The organism is Burkholderia sp. KL41, assembly GCF_057005415.2.
The window spans coordinates 2,561,450-2,579,063 of the sequence record NZ_CM174447.1; the positions used below are offsets into that span (position 1 = coordinate 2,561,450).

A 17,614-nucleotide genomic window follows, 5' to 3' on the forward strand; every position below is an offset into this window, starting at 1 on the left:
TCGGATTCCCCTTTCCGTTTCGTTGTGCGCGGCGCTCAGCCGAGGCTCACGTTCGTGCGCGTGAAGCGCCCGTACACCGCGTACAGCACCAGCGTCGCCGCGAGCAGCAGCCCGCCGAGCGCGCACGCCATGCCCCAGTTGATCGTCACGTTCGTGAAGTACGCGACGTAGTAGCTCACCATCTGGTCGTTCGGCCCGCCGAGCAGCGCGGGCGTGATGTAGTAGCCGATCGCGAGGATGAACACCAGCAGCGCGCCCGCGCCGACGCCCGGGTAGGTCTGCGGCACGTACACGCGCCAGAACGCGGCGAACGGATGGCTGCCGAGCGACACGGCTGCGCGCTGGTAGGTCGGCGGAATCGACTTCATCACGCTGTAGAGCGGCAGGATCATGAACGGCAGCAGGATGTGGGTCATCGAGATGTACACGCCGACGCGGTTGAACAGCAGCGTCAGCGGATGCGAGATCAGCCCGCTGCCGATCAGCGCCTTGTTGACGAGCCCTTCGCTCTGCAGCAGCACGATCCACGCGGCGACGCGCACCAGCACCGACGTCCAGAACGGAATCAGCACGAGGATCATCACGAGGTTCGCGCGGCGCTCCGACAGCGTCGAGATCCAGTACGCGAGCGGATAGCCGAGCAGCAGCGCGAACAGCGTGACGGCAACGCCGATCACGAACGTGCGGCCGAAGATCGCCAGATAGATCGACTGGTCCGGATCGGCCTGCACGATGTGGCCGAAGCCGTCCTGCTTGTGGTCGAGCGCGGCGAGCAGGTAGAACGGCGACACGGTGCTGCCGTTCTTCGCGATCGACTGCCAGTACGCGACGTCGCCCCAGCGCGCATCGAGGTCGATCAGTTTCACACGCGTCTGCGCGGGCGTCAGTGCCGCGTCGTTGTCGCCCTTCAGCGGCATCGCACGCGCCGTCTTCGCGACGAGCGAGCGATAGCCGGGAATCTCGGTGTTCAGGCGCCGCGCGAGCGCACCCATCGCCTCGCTGTCGGCCACCTTCGTCATGTCGGCCGCGAGCGCGACATACGCGGCATCGGCCGGCGGTGCCTTGCGGTCCCAGCCCGACAGCGCGGCGACCGTGCCCGGCAACGCGGTCGCGATCTCCGGGTTCTGCACCGCGCGCGTGAGCAGCGTGCCGATCGGCACGACGAAAATCAGCAGCAGGAAAATCGCGAGCGGGGCGACCAGCAACAGCGCCATCGTGCGCTTGCGGGCTTCGGCGGCCTTCAGCTCGCGCTTGAGCGCGGCGGTCGACGGCGAGGAAGACGCGATCGTCATCGTATTCAACGTTTCTCTCCGGCCGGGGACGATCCGGCGGAAGGCCGCGCGACGCGATCGACGCGCCGCGCGGCAGGTTGCATCAGGGCACCTTTCAGGATGCCTGACCGGTTACTTCGTCGCCCATGCGGCGAAACGCTGCTCGAGCTCGTCGCTGTGGTCGGTCCAGAAGCCGATGTCTTCCAGCACGGCGTTCTTGCCGTTGGCCGGCGAGTTCGGCAGGTTCGCGAGCGTCTTCGCGTCGAGCGACTTGATCGCCGCGATGTTCGCAGGGCCGTACGCGATGTGCTGCGCATAGCCTTGCTGCGGCTTCGGCGTCAGCGTGTACGCGATGTACTGCTCGGCCAGCGCCTTGTTCGGCGAGCCCTTCGGAATCGCCCAGTAGTCGAGGTCGTAGATGCTGCCGTTCCACACGACCTTCAGGTTCTTGCCTTCCTTCTGCGCGGCGTCGATGCGGCCGTTGTACGCGGTCGACATCACGACGTCGCCGGCGACGAGGAACTGCGGCGGCTGCGCGCCCGCTTCCCACCACTGGATATACGGCTTCAGCTCGTCGAGCTTCTTGAACGCGCGATCCTGGCCGGCCTTCGTGCCGAGCACCTTGTAGACGTCCTTCGGCGCGACGCCGTCGGCCATCAGCGCGAATTCGAGGTTGTAGCGCGCGCCCTTGCGCATGCCGCGCTTGCCGGGGAATTTCTTCACGTTCCAGAAATCGGCCCAGCCGGTCGGGGCCGACTTCAGCTTGTCCGCGTTGTACGACAGCGCCGTCGACCACACGAAGAAGCCGACACCGCACACCTGCGGCGATTCCGGAATCAGGTCGGATTTCTTCGCGATCTTCGACCAGTCGAGCTTCTCGTACAGCCCTTCGTCGCAGCCGCGATTCAGGTCGCCCGACTCGACTTCGACCACGTCCCAGTTGACGTGCTTCGCCTCGACCATCGCCTTCACTTTCGCCTGCTCGCCGTTGTATTCGACGGCGGTGACCTTGTTGCCGGTCGCCTTCTCGAACGGCTGGTTGAACGCGGCCTTCTGCGCGTCGCCGTTCGCGCCGCCGAAGTTGACGACCGTGAGTTCGGCAGCCGATGCCGATACGCCGACGACGGCGAGCGCGAGTGCCAGCGCGGTACGACGCGCGGTAATGCTTGCTCGGTTCATGGTGGTTCCTCTCCTCTCGTGGTGGAAGTGGGCAGTTGTTGTTGACGACGTACAGCGGAAAATCGGGAAAACCCTGCTCAAGCGAACACGCGCAGGTGTTCGGGTGCGAACGCGAGCGCGACCGGCGCGCCGGGCGAGAACGCGTCGAGCGCGCCGGTGCCGAGCGGCACCTTCACGAAGCACTCGTCCTGGCCCGGCAGCGCGCAGCGCATGCGCACGTGATCGCCGAAATAGATGAGGCTGCGCGCCTCGCCGCTCAACCGGTTGGCGGCCGCGCCGTTCGCGTGCCCGTTCGCGCCGTGCGGGGCGAGGCTCATGCGTTCGGGGCGGATGCACGCGACGGCCGGCGCGCCCTCGGCCGCATCGCCGATGCGGCGGCCGACGAGCTGCGTGCCGTCGTCGAGCCGGAATTCGCAGAATTCGCCGTCGACGCGCGCGATGGTGCCGCGCAGCCGGTTGCTGTCGCCGATGAAGTTCGCGACGAATTCGTTGCACGGCGACTCGTACAGGCGGTCGACGGTGTCGAGCTGCTGCACGATGCCCTTGTCGAACACGGCGACGCGATCGGACATCGTCAGCGCCTCGCCCTGGTCGTGCGTCACGTACACGAAGGTCACGCCGAGCTTTTCGTGCAGCGCCTTCAGTTCGTACTGCATGTGCTCGCGCAGCTGCTTGTCGAGCGCGCCGAGCGGCTCGTCCATCAGCACCAGCTTCGGCTCGAACACGAGCGCGCGCGCCAGCGCGATGCGCTGCTGCTGGCCACCCGACAGTTGCGCCGGGTAACGTTTCGCGAAGCGCTCCATCTGCACCATCTTCAGCGCATGCGCGACGCGTTCCGCACGCTCGGCGGCCGGCAGCTTGCGCACGGTCAGCGGATACGCGACGTTCTGCTCGACCGTCAGGTGCGGAAACAGCGCGTAGTTCTGGAACACCATGCCGATGTTGCGCTTGTGCGGCGGCACGTTGTTCAGCAGTTCGCCGTCGAGACGGATCTCGCCGCCGGTCGGGAATTCGAAGCCGGCCAGCATCATCAGGCAGGTCGTCTTGCCGGAGCCCGACGGCCCGAGCAGCGTCAGGAATTCCCCGCGGTGGATATCGAGGTCGAGCGATTTGACCACCAGCGTTTCGCCGTCGTAGGTCTTCCGCACGCCGCGAAAGCTGACGATCACATCATCGGACTTCATCGTGGCTGTCCCCTTGCTTCGCGACAATTGATTTTGAGATGCGAGCCACTATACGGCGCCCACGGTTCTACAATAGGGAACCATTTCAATATTACTAGTAGGACCACTTTGGATACCGTGATCCTCGCCGACTGGCTCTCCGCCCGTCTCGACCGTAGCTCGCCCGAGCCGATGTACCGGCAGTTGCTGCAGCTGATGCAGCAGGCCATCCTGACCGGAGAATTGGGGCCAGGAACCAAGCTGCCGAGTTCACGCACGCTCGCGGCCGACCTGTCGATCGCGCGCAATACCGTGCTGCACGTGTACGACCAGCTGACCGCCGAAGGCTACGTGCTGACGACCACCGGCAGCGGCACCTATGTGGCCGACACGCGGCCGGATGCCGCCGCGATCCACGTGCCGGGCGCCGCGCCGCCGCCGTCGAGCGCCGATGCGGCGCCGCAGCCGGACGCGCAGGGCGGCCTGTCGATGCGCGGCCGGCAACTGATCGAGCATGCGGGGGTATCGCGACGCCAATGGGGCGCGTTCATGCCGGGCGTGCCGGACGTGTCGGAGTTCCCGAGCCGGACGTGGAGCCGCCTGCAGGCGCGGCTGTGGAAGGAAGCGAACCCCGAGCTGCTGACCTATGCGCCGGGCGGCGGCTACCGGCCGCTGCGGCGCGCGCTCGCCGATTACCTGCGCGTCGCGCGCTCGGTCAAGTGCTCGCCGGACCAGGTGATCATCACGACGGGCATCCACCAGTCGATCGATCTCGCGGTGCGGCTGCTGTCCGACATCGGCGATCGCGCGTGGGTCGAGGAACCGTGCTACTGGGGTGTGCGAAGCGTATTGCAGGCGGCGGGCCTCACGCTGACGCCGGTGCCGGTCGACCAGGAAGGGCTCGACCCGCGCGCCAGCGACATGCAGCATCCGCCCCGGCTCGTGCTCGTCACGCCGTCGCACCAGTACCCGCTCGGGATGGTGATGAGCCTCGCACGGCGCCGGATGCTGCTCGAATACGCGCGGCAGCACCGCTGCTGGATCATCGAGGACGACTACGACAGCGAGTTCCGCTACGGCAGCCGCCCGCTCGCGTCGCTGCAGGGGCTCGACGACGGCGGCCGCGTGATCTACGTCGGCAGCCTCGGCAAGATGCTGTTCCCGGGGCTGCGGATGGGCTACATGGTCGTGCCCGAGCATCTGGTCGACACGTTCCGCACCGGCTTGTCGGAACTGTACCGCGAGGGCCAGTTGATGCAGCAGGCCGTGCTCGCCGAATTCATCATGGACGGCCACCTGACTTCGCACGTCAGACGGATGCGCACGCTGTACGGCGAGCGTCGGCAGCTGATGATCGACGCGATCCGCGCGCGCTTCGGCGACGCGCTGCCCGTGATGGGCGACGAGGCCGGCCTGCATCTCGTGCTCGGCCTGCCCGACGCCTGCGACGACCGCGCGGTCACGCAGAGCGCGTTCGATGCGGGCGTGATCGTGCGCCCGCTCACCAGCTACTACAGCAACCTCGATACCGCGCGGCGCGGCCTGTTGCTCGGTTATGCGTGCGTCGCGCACGAAGGCATCCGGCCGGCATTCGACACGCTCGCGAATACCATCGAACAACACCTGCCTCGCGATCTCACGCGCGCGGCATAACGACCGTCATGCGCCGCGCCGCCAGCGCCGCCCGTGTTACTGCGCGCTGCCCGCCCCGCGGTCGAGCGACGCCGCGCGCACGGCTTCGCCGGGCTTCGTGAACACGCGCTGCCGCAGCGCGGCGATCTGCGCGTCGCGATCCTGCGGCGACAGGCCGGCCGACTCGATCTGCGCACGCTGCGCCGCATAGTCCGCGTAGCGGCTCTGCCACGATGCGTCGTCCTGCTGCATCTGCGCGACGCGCGCGGCCGCTTCGGGGCCGAGCGTCTGCGTCAGTTGTGCGCGCATCGCATCGGGCGTTGCCCCGCTCTTCTGCAATTGCGCGATCTGGTCGATCGCCGCGCGCTGCCGGTCGACGCGCTGCTGCGCGGCGCGTTCGTCGGCCGGCATCTGCTGTTCGAGCGCCGCGAGCCGTTCGGCCTTCTGCGCATCCGTCAGCGCGGGGTCCTGCGCGATCTTCAGCCGCGCGAGGTCGTAGCGCTGCCGCCATTGCTCCGCTCCGAAGAACGGCTGGCTCCAGTCGCCGAGCGTGCGGTACGCGATCGACGCGCGCTGGTCGAGCGCGAGCTGCAATGCACCCAGGTCCGACTTGTCGACGGTGCCGGCATCGCGCAGTTTCGCGAGTGCGTCGAGATACGCGCGATACCGGTGCCACACGTCGAGCGCCTCGGCCTGCGCAACGGTCCCGTCGAGCTGTGCGGCAATCTCGCGCACGACGAACGCATCGAGCCCGGCCGCACTCAGGTCGCTCTGCGCGGTCAGGCAGTAGTCGAAGAAATCCCGCACCGCGCGCGCCTTCGCGAGATGGCCGCCCGCATCGAGCGGCAAGCGGGGCGCGCTGGAGCCGGCGAGCGACGGCGGCAGGTCCGTGCTTGCCGGCACGGCGGCCTGCGGCAGTGCGGCAGCCGGTCCGCGTGCCGCCGACGCATCCGGCGGCTCGCCGGATGCGCCCGTCCCGCCATGCCGGCCCGCGCCGCTCCACATCGCCACGCCGGCAATCGCCGCCAGCCCCACGACACCATAGACCACGGCGCGGCGCGCCAGCGGCGCGCGTCCTCCTCGTGCCGTCATCGATTACACGCCCGCCAGCTTCAGCCGGTTCGCATGCGTGCGGATCACCGCGACCGGATCTTCCGCATACGCGCCGCGCACGCCGAGCAGCTGGTTGATCTCGTCGAGGTGGTTCCACTTGTAGCTCGTGCTCAGCACCTTGCCGTACAGCGCACTGCACTTCGACACGAGCCCGTCGTTCTGCCCGGAGCCGCGGTTGATCATCACCGTGCCGGTGCCGAACAGCGCGAGCGTCGACAGGTCGAGCACGTTCGCCGGATCGACGAGCGGAAGCGTGCTCGTGTCCGTCGCACCCGTGACGCCGAACACGGAGAGCGTCGGCTGGATCGCCGTGCCGGCCCACGAATACAGCAGGTGCGTGTTGCCGCCGACGGTTTCGGTCGGCGCCCCGGTTTGGCAACTGCCCGGCGCACCCAGGCCCGCGCTCGGATAGTTCTGGTTGTACGTGGCGGCCCGTGCGGTGGTCAGCGTCTGCAGTGCGGCGAGCGCGTCCTGGTTGGTGTTGTGGCTGCTGCTCGTCAGGATTCCGAACACATTGACGAACGCGGCGATCACCGATGACGAAAGCCCGGTCGGATCGTACGCCAGCACGTTCTGCACGAAGTCGGCGAATTCGGAGCCGCGATGCGGCGTGCCGATCGTCGTCACCGACGCAACGAGATCGGGCGCGACGGCAGCAACATAGCGCGACGAGAGGCCGCCCTGGCTGTGGCCGACGAGATTGACCTTGGTCGCCCCCGTCGCCGCGAGCACCGTCTTCACGTAAGCGAGCAACTGTTCGCCGCGCCCGTTCGGGCCGTCGTCGCTCTGGAAACCCGACAGGTTCGCGACGTAGACGGTCGCACCGTTCTGTTGCAGGTCCTCCTGGATGCCGTACCAATACTCGAGCACGCCGGCGTACTTGTCGGTACCCGAGAGCCCGTGCACGAGGATGATCGGGTAACGCGTCGCCGCGTAGCCATCGGCGGGCGCGGTCGCCGCCATTGCCGCGTGCGTCGTCGCGAGCGTCATCACCGCGGTCGTCCCCGCGAACGGCGCGATGCTCATCGCGCATGCCACTGCCCCTGCCACCACCCTGGAACGCATCGTCCTGGCCATGCATGTTCTCCTGATTATTGTGCTGCCGGTGCGAATGAAGCCGGATCGACACACACCCTGCATCGCGAACGTCGCGCGCACCGTGTGCGTCGAATGCGGGAGTGAATCACGACTCGTGAACGTTTGCGCCCTGACTAGACACGGTTCTCTAATCGGTTGACGCGCCCCGCCCGTTCAGGCGGGGCCGCGTTCATGCGTGCGCATGCTGCAACGCACACGCGTGATGCGTTACAGCTTCGCGCTCACGCGCACCCAGGCGGTCCGGCCCGGCTCCATCACCGGCGAGTTCGCCGGATAGCCGAAGCCCGCGTTGCCGGCGAGGTTCAGGTGCTCGGTATAGGCCTTGTTCAGCACGTTGTCGACGCCCACCGATACCTGCACGGTCTTGCTCACGTTGTACTGCGTATGCAGCGAGAGCACGCCGAATCCGGCGCTCGGGCCGAAGTCCTTGCCGACCACGTTGCCCTCGTTCAGTGCATAACGATGCTGCGGCGCAACGATGCGCCACAGGCCCCCTGCCGACCACGCACCACGCGTGTATTCGAGCCCGATGCGTGCCTCGAGCGGCGGCATCTGCGGCAGCGGATCGCCGCTTGCCACGTTGCGCCCCCACGCATACGCGAGCGACGTCTCGACGCGCAGCGGCGCAACCGGCCGCCACGACACGCCCGCCTCGCCGCCCATGATCTGCGCATTGACGTTGGTCGCCTGCGTGGTCGGGCCCATCATGCCGGCCGAATAGTTGAACAGGATGAAGTCCTGCACGTAGCCCGCGTAGGCCGACACCCATGCATCGAGCCGGTCGCTCTTGTATTGCGCGCCGATGTCGAGCTGCGTGGTCTTCTCCGGCTGCACCGCCGAAAACGCGTTGACCGAACCGGCCGGCCCGCGCTTCGCGGAGAACAGCTCCCAGTAATCGGGATAACGCTCCGTATGGCCGATCCCCGCGTACCACGTGACGGGCAGCGAGGCGAGATCGCGTTCGTAGCGGATGAAGCCGCTCGGCAGCACGCGCGTGCGATCGTCGTCGAAGGTCGGATTCGGCTTGCTCTTCATCATGCCGCTCGTCGTCGCGCGCTTGTCGCGTGCGCTCGCATAGTCGGCGCGCACGCCGCCGATCACGCGCGACACTTCGCTCGCGTACCACGTCAGTTCGCCGAACACGCCCGCGTTCCACATCGTCGCCTGCGCATCCCACGGCTGGTCGCCGTAGTTCTGCCGCCCCATCGCCGAGCGCGAGTCGAGCCGGTTCGATTGCGCATCCACGCCCGTCACGAGCTTGAAGTCGCCGGCGAAACGGAACGTCGCGGCTGCGCGCGCGCCGACCGTGCGACGCCGCACTTCCGACGCCATCCGCATCGGCATGCTGCTGGTCGGGTCGGGTTGCCGCAACGTGTAGTTGTCCATCACGTGATCGGCTTCGTTGTAGTACACGCGCGCCTCGATCCGGTCGAGCACGTCGCCGATGTGCTTCTTGTCGAACGACAGGCCGAACGTCTCGCGGCGGAAATGCGCGCCGTCCATTCCGCGCCCCGCGTAGCGCGCATAGCCGTCGCCGGTGCCGGCGGTCAGCTCGACGCGCGTGTGGTCGTCCGGCGTCCAGCCGAGCGCCGCATCGGCGTTCCATTTGTCCCACTGCGACGGCACGGTGTTGCCGTTGCCGTCCTTGTAGTCCTGCGAATGCGCGTGGTTCGCGGTCACGCGGCCATAGACATCCGGCGTGCCGGCCGTCACGTCGATGTTCTGGTCGTTGCGGCCGAACGACCCGCCGACCAGGCTGCCCTCGAAGCGCATGCCGGGCTTGTCGAATCGCGGCGTCACGCGCTCGAACAGCACGGTGCCGGCCGATGCGCCGGGGCCGTACAGCACGGTCTGCGGCCCCTTCAGGACGGTGACCTTGTCATAGCTTTCCGGTGCGATATACGACGTCGGCGCATCCATCCGGCCCGGGCATGCGCCGAGCGTCGACATCCCGTTCGCCAGGATGTTCAGCCGCGAGCCGAACATCCCGCGCAGCACGAGGTCGCCGTTGGTGCCGCCGCTGCGGATCGACGTGAAGCCGGGGATCGTCTTCAGGTAATCCGCGCCGTCGCTGGCGGGCAGCGGCTGGCGCGGGGTCTTCGGATCCGTGACGACGACGAGCGGCGTCGTCAGCGGCGATGCGACGACTTCGATGGCCGGCAGCGGCGCGGCCGTATCGTCGGCCGGCGCGCCGGCCGCGCGCGCCGTTTCGGCTGCCGCTGCGCTCGCGGCCAGTGCGCCGGCCGCGAGCGCGGGAACGGTGAGTTTCAGCACGCGCGGCATGCGCCGCGCACAGGCATTGCGCGACGCCCGCGGCGCACGCAACTGGAAAATGGTCATGATCGAAAGCCCGAGTGACGCCCTCCGCACGGCCTCGACGGGTCGCACGGATATCGGCGGTGAAAAGAACGGAAAACAGCGCGTCAGGCGCGCTCGGGCGGTGCGCGCGGGTACGCGCGCGGATAGCGGTCGGTGCGCGCCGCGACGGCAGGCGGCGCGACGGCGGAGACGGAAACGACGGGAACGGAAGCGAGTGCCGCGACGGCAGGCCCGCCGATCGCGGGACTGTGCGCGAAGAAACCGCAGTAGCCGCACGCATCGAGATGCAACGCGTGATCGTGCATGCGGCCTGCATCGGGTGACCGATGCGCGCCATGCTCTGCACTGCAGACAATTGCGTCGGGCGTGGCCGTCTGCGCGACGCGCCACTGCGACACCAGCGGCGCCGCGATCGCGAACCAGATCGCGAGCACGCCAAGCCAGGCGGTCAGGTGACGATGTCGGTGCAGCATGCGCGGCGCAGAGTAAGCGGAATGTAAAAACAGCCGAGATGTTACAGAATGTTTAACGCGCTGACCAGCGCAGATGGCGGTAAACGGACCGGGGGCGCATGGTTGTCAACACAACCATGCGCCCCCGCCTGCTGCATGCTTCCGGAACGAACGTGCCGCTCAGGGCGCCATGCGCCGCAGTACGTCGTCGCGCCGGATGAAATGATGGTAGAGCGCGGCCAGCGCGTGCAATCCGATCACGAAATAGAACGCGTTGCCGATCAACTCGTGCGCTTCCTTGATCGTCGGCCGCAGCGCCTTGTCGGGGCCGAACAGCGTGAACGACACGCCGAGCCAGTCGAGCGACACCGGCTTTCCGCCCAGGTTGATCATCATGATGCCGAGCAGCGGCTGCGCGATGATGAATACGTAGAGCGCGAGATGCGCGAGCTTCGAGAGCCAGCGCAGCAGCGCCGTTTGCGGAATGGCCTCGGGCACGCGGCTGACGACTCGCCACAGCACGCGCAGCACCGACAGCACGAGCACGAGCGAGCCTGCGGTAAGGTGCACGTTCATCCAGAACACCCGGCTGTCGCTGCCTTTCGGCCCGCGGATCTCGATGGCCAGGTAGGCCAGCGCCACCAGCGCGAACACGGCCCAGTGGAAGAAGATCGCGGGCGAGCTGTAGCGCGTCTGTTTCGCGAGGATGTTTCTCATGCTTCGTCTCGTGTTGTATGCGGGGATGGGCGCATGCCGCAATCGGCTCGGCAGCCCGGCAAAGCTGCCACGATTGTAGCCGCACGTGCGTCCGGTTTTGTGCGGCAAGGTCAAATATCGGACGAATCGTCAGCGCACGCGCCGCGCGGGCCGTCATATGGAAAATCCGCATCGCGCCCGTAAACGGCTGTGGCACGATGAAGCTTTGGTGTCGACGTTGCGCGCGCATCATGAGCAAGGCGTTCTTCGTTGCGGCCTATCGGCTGACCGCCGCGTTGCTCGCGGTGTCGACGACGTTGCACAGCATCGCCGGCTACTGGGGCATGCCTGCATTCGAGCTCGGCAACTTTCTCAGCTACTTCACGCAACTGAGCAGCCTCTACGCGGCCGCGATGCTCGCCGCCGGGCTCTGGCGCATCGCCCGCCCCGGCTCGGCTCGCTACGAATCGATGCGCGGCGCCGCGGTGCTGTACGTCCTGATCACCGCGATCGTCTACGAGCTCCTGCTCGCACGGCTCGATGCGCTGCGCCACGTCACGCCGGCGTTCAACAACTGGGTACTGCACCGGATCGTGCCGCTCGTCGTGCTGTGCGACTGGCTGTACGTGGAGCCGCGCCTGCCGATCCCGCGGCGCAGCGCGTTCGCGTGGCTCGCCTTTCCGGTCGTCTATCTCGGCTATACGCTCGTGCGCGGCGCGCTGGAGAACTGGTATCCCTACCCGTTCGTCGATCCGCGGCCGCATGGCTACCTGCCGGTCGCGATCCAGTGTTCGCTGATCGCGATCGGCGCGGCGGCGCTCGCACTGGGCATTCGCTGGCTCGGCAATCACGCGAGACAGTCGGGCGCGGTGACGCTCGGGAAAGGATGAAGGCGGGAAACGCCGGAACGTGTGCGCCGCCCGGCGCACACGGGGTGAGGCGGGCCGTCAGCCGCCGTTGCGCGGCAGGAAGTTGATCGGATCGACGACCTTGCCGTTCTGGCGCACTTCGAACTCGAACGTCGAACGGCCGCTCGCGTCGGTGCCCATTTCGGCGACCGGCTGGCCCTGGCGCACCGCGTCGCCTTCGTTGACCAGCAGTTTGCCGTTGTGTCCGTAGGCCGTGATGAGCCCGTTCTCATGCTTCAGGATCACGAGCGGGCCGTAGGCCTTGACGCCGGACCCCGCATAAACCACGCGTCCGGCCGCCGCGGCCCGCACCGAATGGTCGGGGCCGGACGCCGCGATCACGATGCCGCGCGTCCTGCCGGCCGCGAACGGCGTCGCCACGACACCGGTGGCCGGCCAGGCGAGCGAGCCCGGCTGCGCGGCCGCCGAGGGCGGCTGCCCGAGCGACGTCGCCGCAGGCGGCGGCGCGACGCGCAGCACCTGCCCGGGATACACGGCATCGGTCGGCGCCATGTGGTTCCAGCTGGCCACGTCCTGCACGCGCTGCCCGTACGCGTTCGCGACGCCCGCGAGCGTATCGCCCGGATTCACGCGGTAATAGCCGGCGATCACGCCCGGCGTCGCGGCCGACGCGGGTGCCGACTGGCGCGCCGGCTGCCAGCTGTCGGTCCACGGCGTCATCGTGCAACCCGTCAGCGCGATGGCCGCGGCAACGAGTGCCGCCTGCGGCAGCCAGCGCGTCGGCGCATCGTGGATGGGAATAGTTTCTCTCAAGGGTCCTCCCGGATTTGCGTCGTTGCGCCGCCCACCGCCCCCCGGCGCGCGACGCACGATGTCCGGCCGAAGGGCCGGACCAATCAGTATCCGACCGCTCTCGCGGCCGTCAGTTTCCACAGCGGAACATCGGCGCGATGGGCTCACCGGCCCCTTTTTCGCGCCGTTCCGATCGGCAAAGATACCATTTGTGGCGGTCAAGGCCGCGACCGATGCCTGATCCGGCAACAATCTTGCGGTGCCGCAGCAGCGAGCCGGCCGCCTGCGAGCCCCGCCGGGCGGGCCTGCCGCGGATCTTCCGCACGCCTCGCCACCCGCGCCTGCCGTATCGATCCCGTCACATTCTCCCCTTCGATCGCCACCTATACTCGGTGATGCACTGCGCGATCCAACGACAACGAGGAGCATGACAATGAACAACGCGACGTTTCTTTCCGTGCAGCTCAACGCCGACGATTTCTCCGGCTCCAGCGGCCTGGTCGAATTGCTCAACCGGCACCTGCTGTTCGCGACCGACGTCGCCGAGGCGGCCGATGCGCTCGTCCAGCTGGCGAGCGTCGCGCACATGACCGGCGCCACGCGCCACAGCGTCGAGCTGCCGGTCCTCGCGATCGAGCGGCTGCGCGACGCGCTCGACACGCTGAGCGGCTACGACGAAACGTGGCTGCAGGTGCTGGAACCGGCGGAAGCGCTGTTCCGGGATATCGGGCGCGGCAGGCGCCCGCTGCACTGAACCGACGGTCGGCGCGATACGCGCCACCAATGAAAACAGCCCGTCGTTCCGCTATCCGGAACGACGGGCTGTTCGTACTTCAGGGGATGGATCAGGCCGCCAACGCGGCCGCACCGACCGAACCCCCATTAACGGCCCTTGTAGATCGGCGCGTCGTCAGCGATGCGCTTGACTTGCCAGCCGGTCTTGGCCTTGGCCGGTGCGCCGGATTCCTGCGCGGCAGCCGGTTGTGCGCCATAGCCGGTCGTGTCGGCAGCGGCAACGTTCTGTTGCGGGTTCAGGCGGGCTTCAGCGGCCTGAATGCTTTCCGGGTAGTTCGTACGGTCGCTGCCCAGCTTGTAGCCGGCCTGTTGGACGGCGACCAGATCGGCCTTCACCTGTGCACGGGTGACGGGCGCATTCTGTTGGGCGAACGAGACGGCGGGAACGGCGAGAACGGCAGCTGCGGCGAACGTTGCGATCAGCGATTTCATGATTACCTCCGGGATTTTTTTGCTCCGCCGCACACACCATGTCTGCAGCGATGGAACAAAGTTTAGTCCCGGGAACACCTAGGGAAAACCATGAAAGAACGAAAACACTGTTTCCCCGGAGCCAACAATGTCGGCATCCGGGATAGAAAAACCCTATTCAAAGAATAGATTTTCGCAACAATGCCGCCCCCGCCGGCCGGTCAGGACCAGTTCGCGTGGAAGCTGCCCGGCTTGTCGGTGCGCTCGAACGTGTGCGCGCCGAAGAAGTCGCGCTGCGCCTGCACGAGGTTCGCCGGCAGCCGCTCAGAGCGATAGCTGTCGAAGTACGCGACGGCCGACGCGAACGCCGGTACCGGCACGCCTGCCTTCACCGCGGCCACCACGACGTCGCGCAGCGACGCCTGGTAATTCGCGGCGATGTCCTTGAAGTACGGATCGAGCAGCAGGTTCGCGAGCGCCGGATCCTTCGCGTACGCGTCCGTGATCTTCTGCAGGAAGCGCGCGCGGATGATGCAACCGGCGCGGAAGATCTTCGCGATCGTCCCGAGATCGAGGTTCCAGCCGTATTCTTCGGATGCCGTGCGCAGTTGCGCGAAGCCCTGCGCGTACGAGATCACCTTGCTCAGGTACAGCGCGCGGCGCACCGCTTCGACGAACGCGGCGCGATCGCCGTCGAACGGCGCGGCGGCCGGGCCCGACAGGATCTTGCTGGCCGCGACACGCTCCGTCTTCAGCGACGACAGCACGCGCGCGAACACCGACTCGGTGATGAGCGGCAGCGGCACGCCGAGATCCAGCGCGTTCTGGCTCGTCCACTTGCCGGTGCCCTTCTGCGCGGCGCGATCGAGGATCACGTCGACGAGGTGCTTGCCGGTCTCTTCGTCCTTCTTGCCGAAGATCTTCGACGTGATCTCGATCAGGTAGCTGTCGAGTTCGCCCTGGTTCCATTCGGTGTACACCGCGCCGAGTTCGTCGTTGGTCAGGCCCGCGACGTCCTTCAGCACCGAGTAGCTTTCGGCGATCAGCTGCATGTCGCCGTATTCGATGCCGTTGTGGACCATCTTCACGTAGTGGCCCGCACCGTCCGGGCCCATGTAGGCGACGCACGGCTCGCCGTCCGACGGCGCCTTCGCGGCGATCTGCTTGAGGATCGGCTCGACGAGGTCGTACGCGTCACGCTGGCCGCCAGGCATGATCGACGGGCCGCGCAGCGCGCCCTCTTCGCCGCCCGACACGCCGGTACCGATGAAGTGCAGGCCCGATTGCGCGAGTTCCTGGTTGCGGCGGATCGTGTCGGTGAAATGCGTGTTGCCGCCGTCGATCAGCACATCGCCCTTCTCGAGCAGCGGCTTGAGCGATGCGATCGTCGCATCGGTCGCTTCGCCGGCCTTCACCATCATCAGGATCCGGCGCGGCGTTTCGAGCGACGCGACGAATTCCTCGAGCGTATAGGTCGGCACCAGGTTGCGGCCGGGGAATTCGGCGATCAGTTCGTCGGTTTTCTCGCGGCTGCGGTTGTACACAGACACCGCGTAACCGCGGCTCTCGATATTGAGTGCGAGATTGCGGCCCATCACCGCGAGCCCGATCACACCGATTGCTTGTTTGCCCATTAGTCAATTCTCCGGAAAAAACGGGGCGCGACCCGAACCGGGTCGCGCGCACAGGCGAAAGGATAGTGGAAACCCGGCGGCGATGCGCGCTTGCGTGTCACTGCTCCGCGTGCGGCAGCCGCCGGAACACGACGCTCAGGTTGTTCGCCGGCATCTCGACCACCTCGATGCAGTCGAGCCCGCGATCGAGGCCGAGCGCGACGACGGTTTCGAGATCGCGCACGCCCCACGACGGGTCGCGGCTGCGCAATTGCAGGTCGAATGCCTCGTTCGACGGCGCCGTGTGCCGGCCCTCGCGGCGATACGGCCCGTACAGGAACAGCACGCCGCCCGGCCGCAGCAGGCGCGACGCGCCCGCGAACAGCGCGTCGGTGCAGGCCCAGGGCGAGATGTGGATCATGTTGATGCAGACGATCGCGTCGAGCGCGTCGACCGGCCACGACGCGTCGCGCACGTCGAACGCCAGCGGCCCGGCAACGTTCGCGAGGCCCGCATGGGCAACCCACGCGGCGATCGAGCGGCGCGCCTGCGCATCGGGATCGCTCGGTTGCCAGTGCAGGCCCGGCAGCGCCTGTGCGAAGTGGACGACGTGCTGGCCCGTGCCGCTCGCGATTTCGAGCACGCGGCCGCTCGCCGGCAACACGCGGCGCAAGACGTCGAGGATCGGCCCGCGATTGCGTTCGGCTGCCGGCGCCGACAGCCGCGCGGACGGATCGGGCGAAGCGGTCGGATCGATCACGATGCGTGCTCCGGTGCGTGGCCCCCGAGGCCCAGCCGCGCGGTGAGTGCGTCGAGCGCGGGTGCGCAGCGCGCCTCGACCTTCAGCGTCAGGATCGGATCGGCGCGCGTATGGCCGAGATTGAGCGCAGCGACCGGCTTGTGCTGCGCCTGCGCCCACACGCAGAAGCGGTAGCCGGAATACACCATCAGCGACGAGCCGACGACGAGCAGCGCATCGGCCGCATCGAGCGCCTGCGACGCGAGCGCCACGCGCTCGCGCGGCACGTTTTCGCCGAAGAACACGACCGCCGGCTTCAGCAGCCCGCCGCACGCGGGGCACTCCGGGATGCGGAACGTGTCGAGCGCCGCCCATTCGAGATGCGCGTCGCCGTCCGCGGCAGGCTCGGCCTGCGCGCCCAGCAGCTCGGGATTATCGGCCTCGAGCATGACCTGGATCGTCGCGCGCGCATGATGCGCGCCGCAGTCGAGACACGTGACGCCGTCGATGCCGCCGTGCAGCTCGATCACGTCGCCGCTGCCCGCGCGCTGGTGCAGGCCGTCGACGTTCTGCGTGACGAGACGCTCGATCCGCCCCGCGCTGCCGAGCCGCGCCAGCGCAACGTGCGACCCGTTCGGCTGCGCGCGGCCGACGACGGGCCAGCCGATCATGCTGCGCGCCCAGTAACGCCGCCGCGCGGCATCGGAGCCGAGGAATTCATGGAGCTGAATCGGCGGCGAGCGCATCCACTGGCCGTTGCGGTCGCGATAGCCGGGAATGCCGGAGTCGGTGCTGATGCCCGCGCCGGTCAGTACCAGCAGGCGCGGATGACGTTCGACGAACGTCTGCAGCGCATCGAGGGCGGCCGGATCGATGCCGGCGGTCGAGGGGTCGTGCAGGGCTGTGTCGTTCATGTTGGCAATGCGTGATCGGGTGCGCCGGCAAGCCGTGCGCCCGCACGGGCAGCCAGGCACGCCAGCACATGATACAGAACGCCGCGCGATCGGGCCGATGGCCCGCGTCGCAAACCGGCGCACAAAAAAAGACGCCCATCCGCCACTCGGCGATGGGCGCTTCAACAATTGATCCATCGGGGTAGTGGATCAACTGACAGCACAATTTCGCGGCGCCCGCCATGCCGCGGCCGGCGAACGCTTCCCCTGGACTGCACGTATTCCGCGGTGCCGGACACATCGATGCGCTGCCGGCTTTCCGGTGCGATCCGGTTCGGGCCCGTCGCGCCGACGCGAGACACGGCGCACGAACACCTGCGCCGCGCGACGACTCGCGTTGCGCGCGCCAGCATGACGATCCGGGTTCCGGGCCGGGCCATCCACAGATAATCGAAGTTCGTCCCCGACGGCCGACCGGCACCAGTCGGCCTCGTGCGTCACACCTGCACGTCGTCGTTCAGAACAAACCCGATTGCTCGGATGGAACGGAAAGCCGCGCGCTCACGTCGCCTCGATCAA

16 protein-coding genes are annotated in these 17,614 nt (G+C 67.7%); 3 read left to right on the forward strand and 13 right to left on the reverse strand.

The features are described from left to right. Nucleotides 1-35: 35 nt before the first annotated feature. From PQB87_RS28860 to PQB87_RS28870, 3 genes are all read right to left on the reverse strand, one after another. A complete protein-coding gene (locus tag PQB87_RS28860) occupies nucleotides 36-1,292 on the reverse strand; it encodes an ABC transporter permease (protein WP_489244302.1) in 1,257 nt (418 codons plus the stop codon). Nucleotides 1,293-1,403: 111 nt separating this feature from the next. After that, nucleotides 1,404-2,450: an ABC transporter substrate-binding protein gene (locus PQB87_RS28865; protein ID WP_021158689.1), complete on the reverse strand. Its 1,047-nt coding sequence runs from the start codon at nucleotides 2,448-2,450 to the stop codon at nucleotides 1,404-1,406. 77 nt (nucleotides 2,451-2,527) lie between these two features. Continuing rightward, nucleotides 2,528-3,634: an ABC transporter ATP-binding protein gene (locus PQB87_RS28870; RefSeq protein WP_027791107.1), complete on the reverse strand. Its 1,107-nt coding sequence runs from the start codon at nucleotides 3,632-3,634 to the stop codon at nucleotides 2,528-2,530. Nucleotides 3,635-3,742: 108 nt separating this feature from the next. Here PQB87_RS28870 and pdxR point away from each other — a divergent pair, with 108 nt between their 5' ends. Continuing rightward, on the forward strand, nucleotides 3,743-5,266 hold the full coding sequence (pdxR, locus tag PQB87_RS28875) for a MocR-like pyridoxine biosynthesis transcription factor PdxR (protein ID WP_027791106.1): 1,524 nt from the start codon (nucleotides 3,743-3,745) through the stop codon (nucleotides 5,264-5,266). A gap of 36 nt (nucleotides 5,267-5,302) precedes the next feature. Here pdxR and PQB87_RS28880 read toward each other — a convergent pair whose 3' ends face one another. From PQB87_RS28880 to PQB87_RS28900, 5 genes are all read right to left on the reverse strand, one after another. Continuing rightward, nucleotides 5,303-6,337: a lipase secretion chaperone gene (locus PQB87_RS28880; RefSeq protein WP_489243067.1), complete on the reverse strand. Its 1,035-nt coding sequence runs from the start codon at nucleotides 6,335-6,337 to the stop codon at nucleotides 5,303-5,305. A 3-nt stretch (nucleotides 6,338-6,340) separates the two neighbouring features. Continuing rightward, the gene (locus PQB87_RS28885) at nucleotides 6,341-7,435 is read right to left on the reverse strand and encodes a triacylglycerol lipase (RefSeq protein WP_060155452.1); all 1,095 of its coding nucleotides are present in this window, start codon (nucleotides 7,433-7,435) and stop codon (nucleotides 6,341-6,343) included. A gap of 228 nt (nucleotides 7,436-7,663) precedes the next feature. After that, the gene (locus tag PQB87_RS28890; RefSeq protein WP_060065465.1) at nucleotides 7,664-9,796 is read right to left on the reverse strand and encodes a TonB-dependent copper receptor; all 2,133 of its coding nucleotides are present in this window, start codon (nucleotides 9,794-9,796) and stop codon (nucleotides 7,664-7,666) included. Nucleotides 9,797-9,879: 83 nt separating this feature from the next. Beyond that, the gene (locus tag PQB87_RS28895) at nucleotides 9,880-10,248 is read right to left on the reverse strand and encodes a DUF2946 domain-containing protein (protein ID WP_489243068.1); all 369 of its coding nucleotides are present in this window, start codon (nucleotides 10,246-10,248) and stop codon (nucleotides 9,880-9,882) included. Nucleotides 10,249-10,407: 159 nt separating this feature from the next. After that, the gene (locus tag PQB87_RS28900) at nucleotides 10,408-10,944 is read right to left on the reverse strand and encodes a cytochrome b (protein WP_059684386.1); all 537 of its coding nucleotides are present in this window, start codon (nucleotides 10,942-10,944) and stop codon (nucleotides 10,408-10,410) included. 230 nt (nucleotides 10,945-11,174) lie between these two features. Here PQB87_RS28900 and PQB87_RS28905 point away from each other — a divergent pair, with 230 nt between their 5' ends. Continuing rightward, nucleotides 11,175-11,813: a Pr6Pr family membrane protein gene (locus tag PQB87_RS28905; RefSeq protein WP_027791100.1), complete on the forward strand. Its 639-nt coding sequence runs from the start codon at nucleotides 11,175-11,177 to the stop codon at nucleotides 11,811-11,813. Between the two features lie 57 nt (nucleotides 11,814-11,870). Here the strand turns inward: PQB87_RS28905 and PQB87_RS28910 are convergent, their stop codons facing one another. After that, entirely contained in the window at nucleotides 11,871-12,605 is a 735-nt protein-coding gene (locus PQB87_RS28910) for a peptidoglycan DD-metalloendopeptidase family protein (RefSeq protein WP_233342774.1), read from the reverse strand. A 412-nt stretch (nucleotides 12,606-13,017) separates the two neighbouring features. Here PQB87_RS28910 and PQB87_RS28915 point away from each other — a divergent pair, with 412 nt between their 5' ends. Further along, on the forward strand, nucleotides 13,018-13,338 hold the full coding sequence (locus PQB87_RS28915) for a hypothetical protein (protein ID WP_021160881.1): 321 nt from the start codon (nucleotides 13,018-13,020) through the stop codon (nucleotides 13,336-13,338). A 128-nt stretch (nucleotides 13,339-13,466) separates the two neighbouring features. Here PQB87_RS28915 and PQB87_RS28920 read toward each other — a convergent pair whose 3' ends face one another. The 4 genes from PQB87_RS28920 to PQB87_RS28935 form a co-directional block, all read right to left on the reverse strand. Next, a complete protein-coding gene (locus PQB87_RS28920; protein WP_021160880.1) occupies nucleotides 13,467-13,811 on the reverse strand; it encodes a DUF4148 domain-containing protein in 345 nt (114 codons plus the stop codon). 200 nt (nucleotides 13,812-14,011) lie between these two features. After that, nucleotides 14,012-15,424: an NADP-dependent phosphogluconate dehydrogenase gene (gene gnd, locus PQB87_RS28925; RefSeq protein ID WP_021160879.1), complete on the reverse strand. Its 1,413-nt coding sequence runs from the start codon at nucleotides 15,422-15,424 to the stop codon at nucleotides 14,012-14,014. A gap of 97 nt (nucleotides 15,425-15,521) precedes the next feature. Further along, nucleotides 15,522-16,163 carry a DUF938 domain-containing protein gene (locus PQB87_RS28930; RefSeq protein ID WP_111942470.1) on the reverse strand — a complete coding sequence of 214 codons (642 nt, stop codon included), beginning with the start codon at nucleotides 16,161-16,163 and terminating at the stop codon, nucleotides 15,522-15,524. Then, nucleotides 16,160-17,056: an NAD-dependent protein deacetylase gene (locus tag PQB87_RS28935; RefSeq protein ID WP_489243069.1), complete on the reverse strand. Its 897-nt coding sequence runs from the start codon at nucleotides 17,054-17,056 to the stop codon at nucleotides 16,160-16,162. Before PQB87_RS28935 ends, PQB87_RS28930 begins: the two co-directional genes overlap by 4 nt. Nucleotides 17,057-17,614 lie beyond the last annotated feature (558 nt).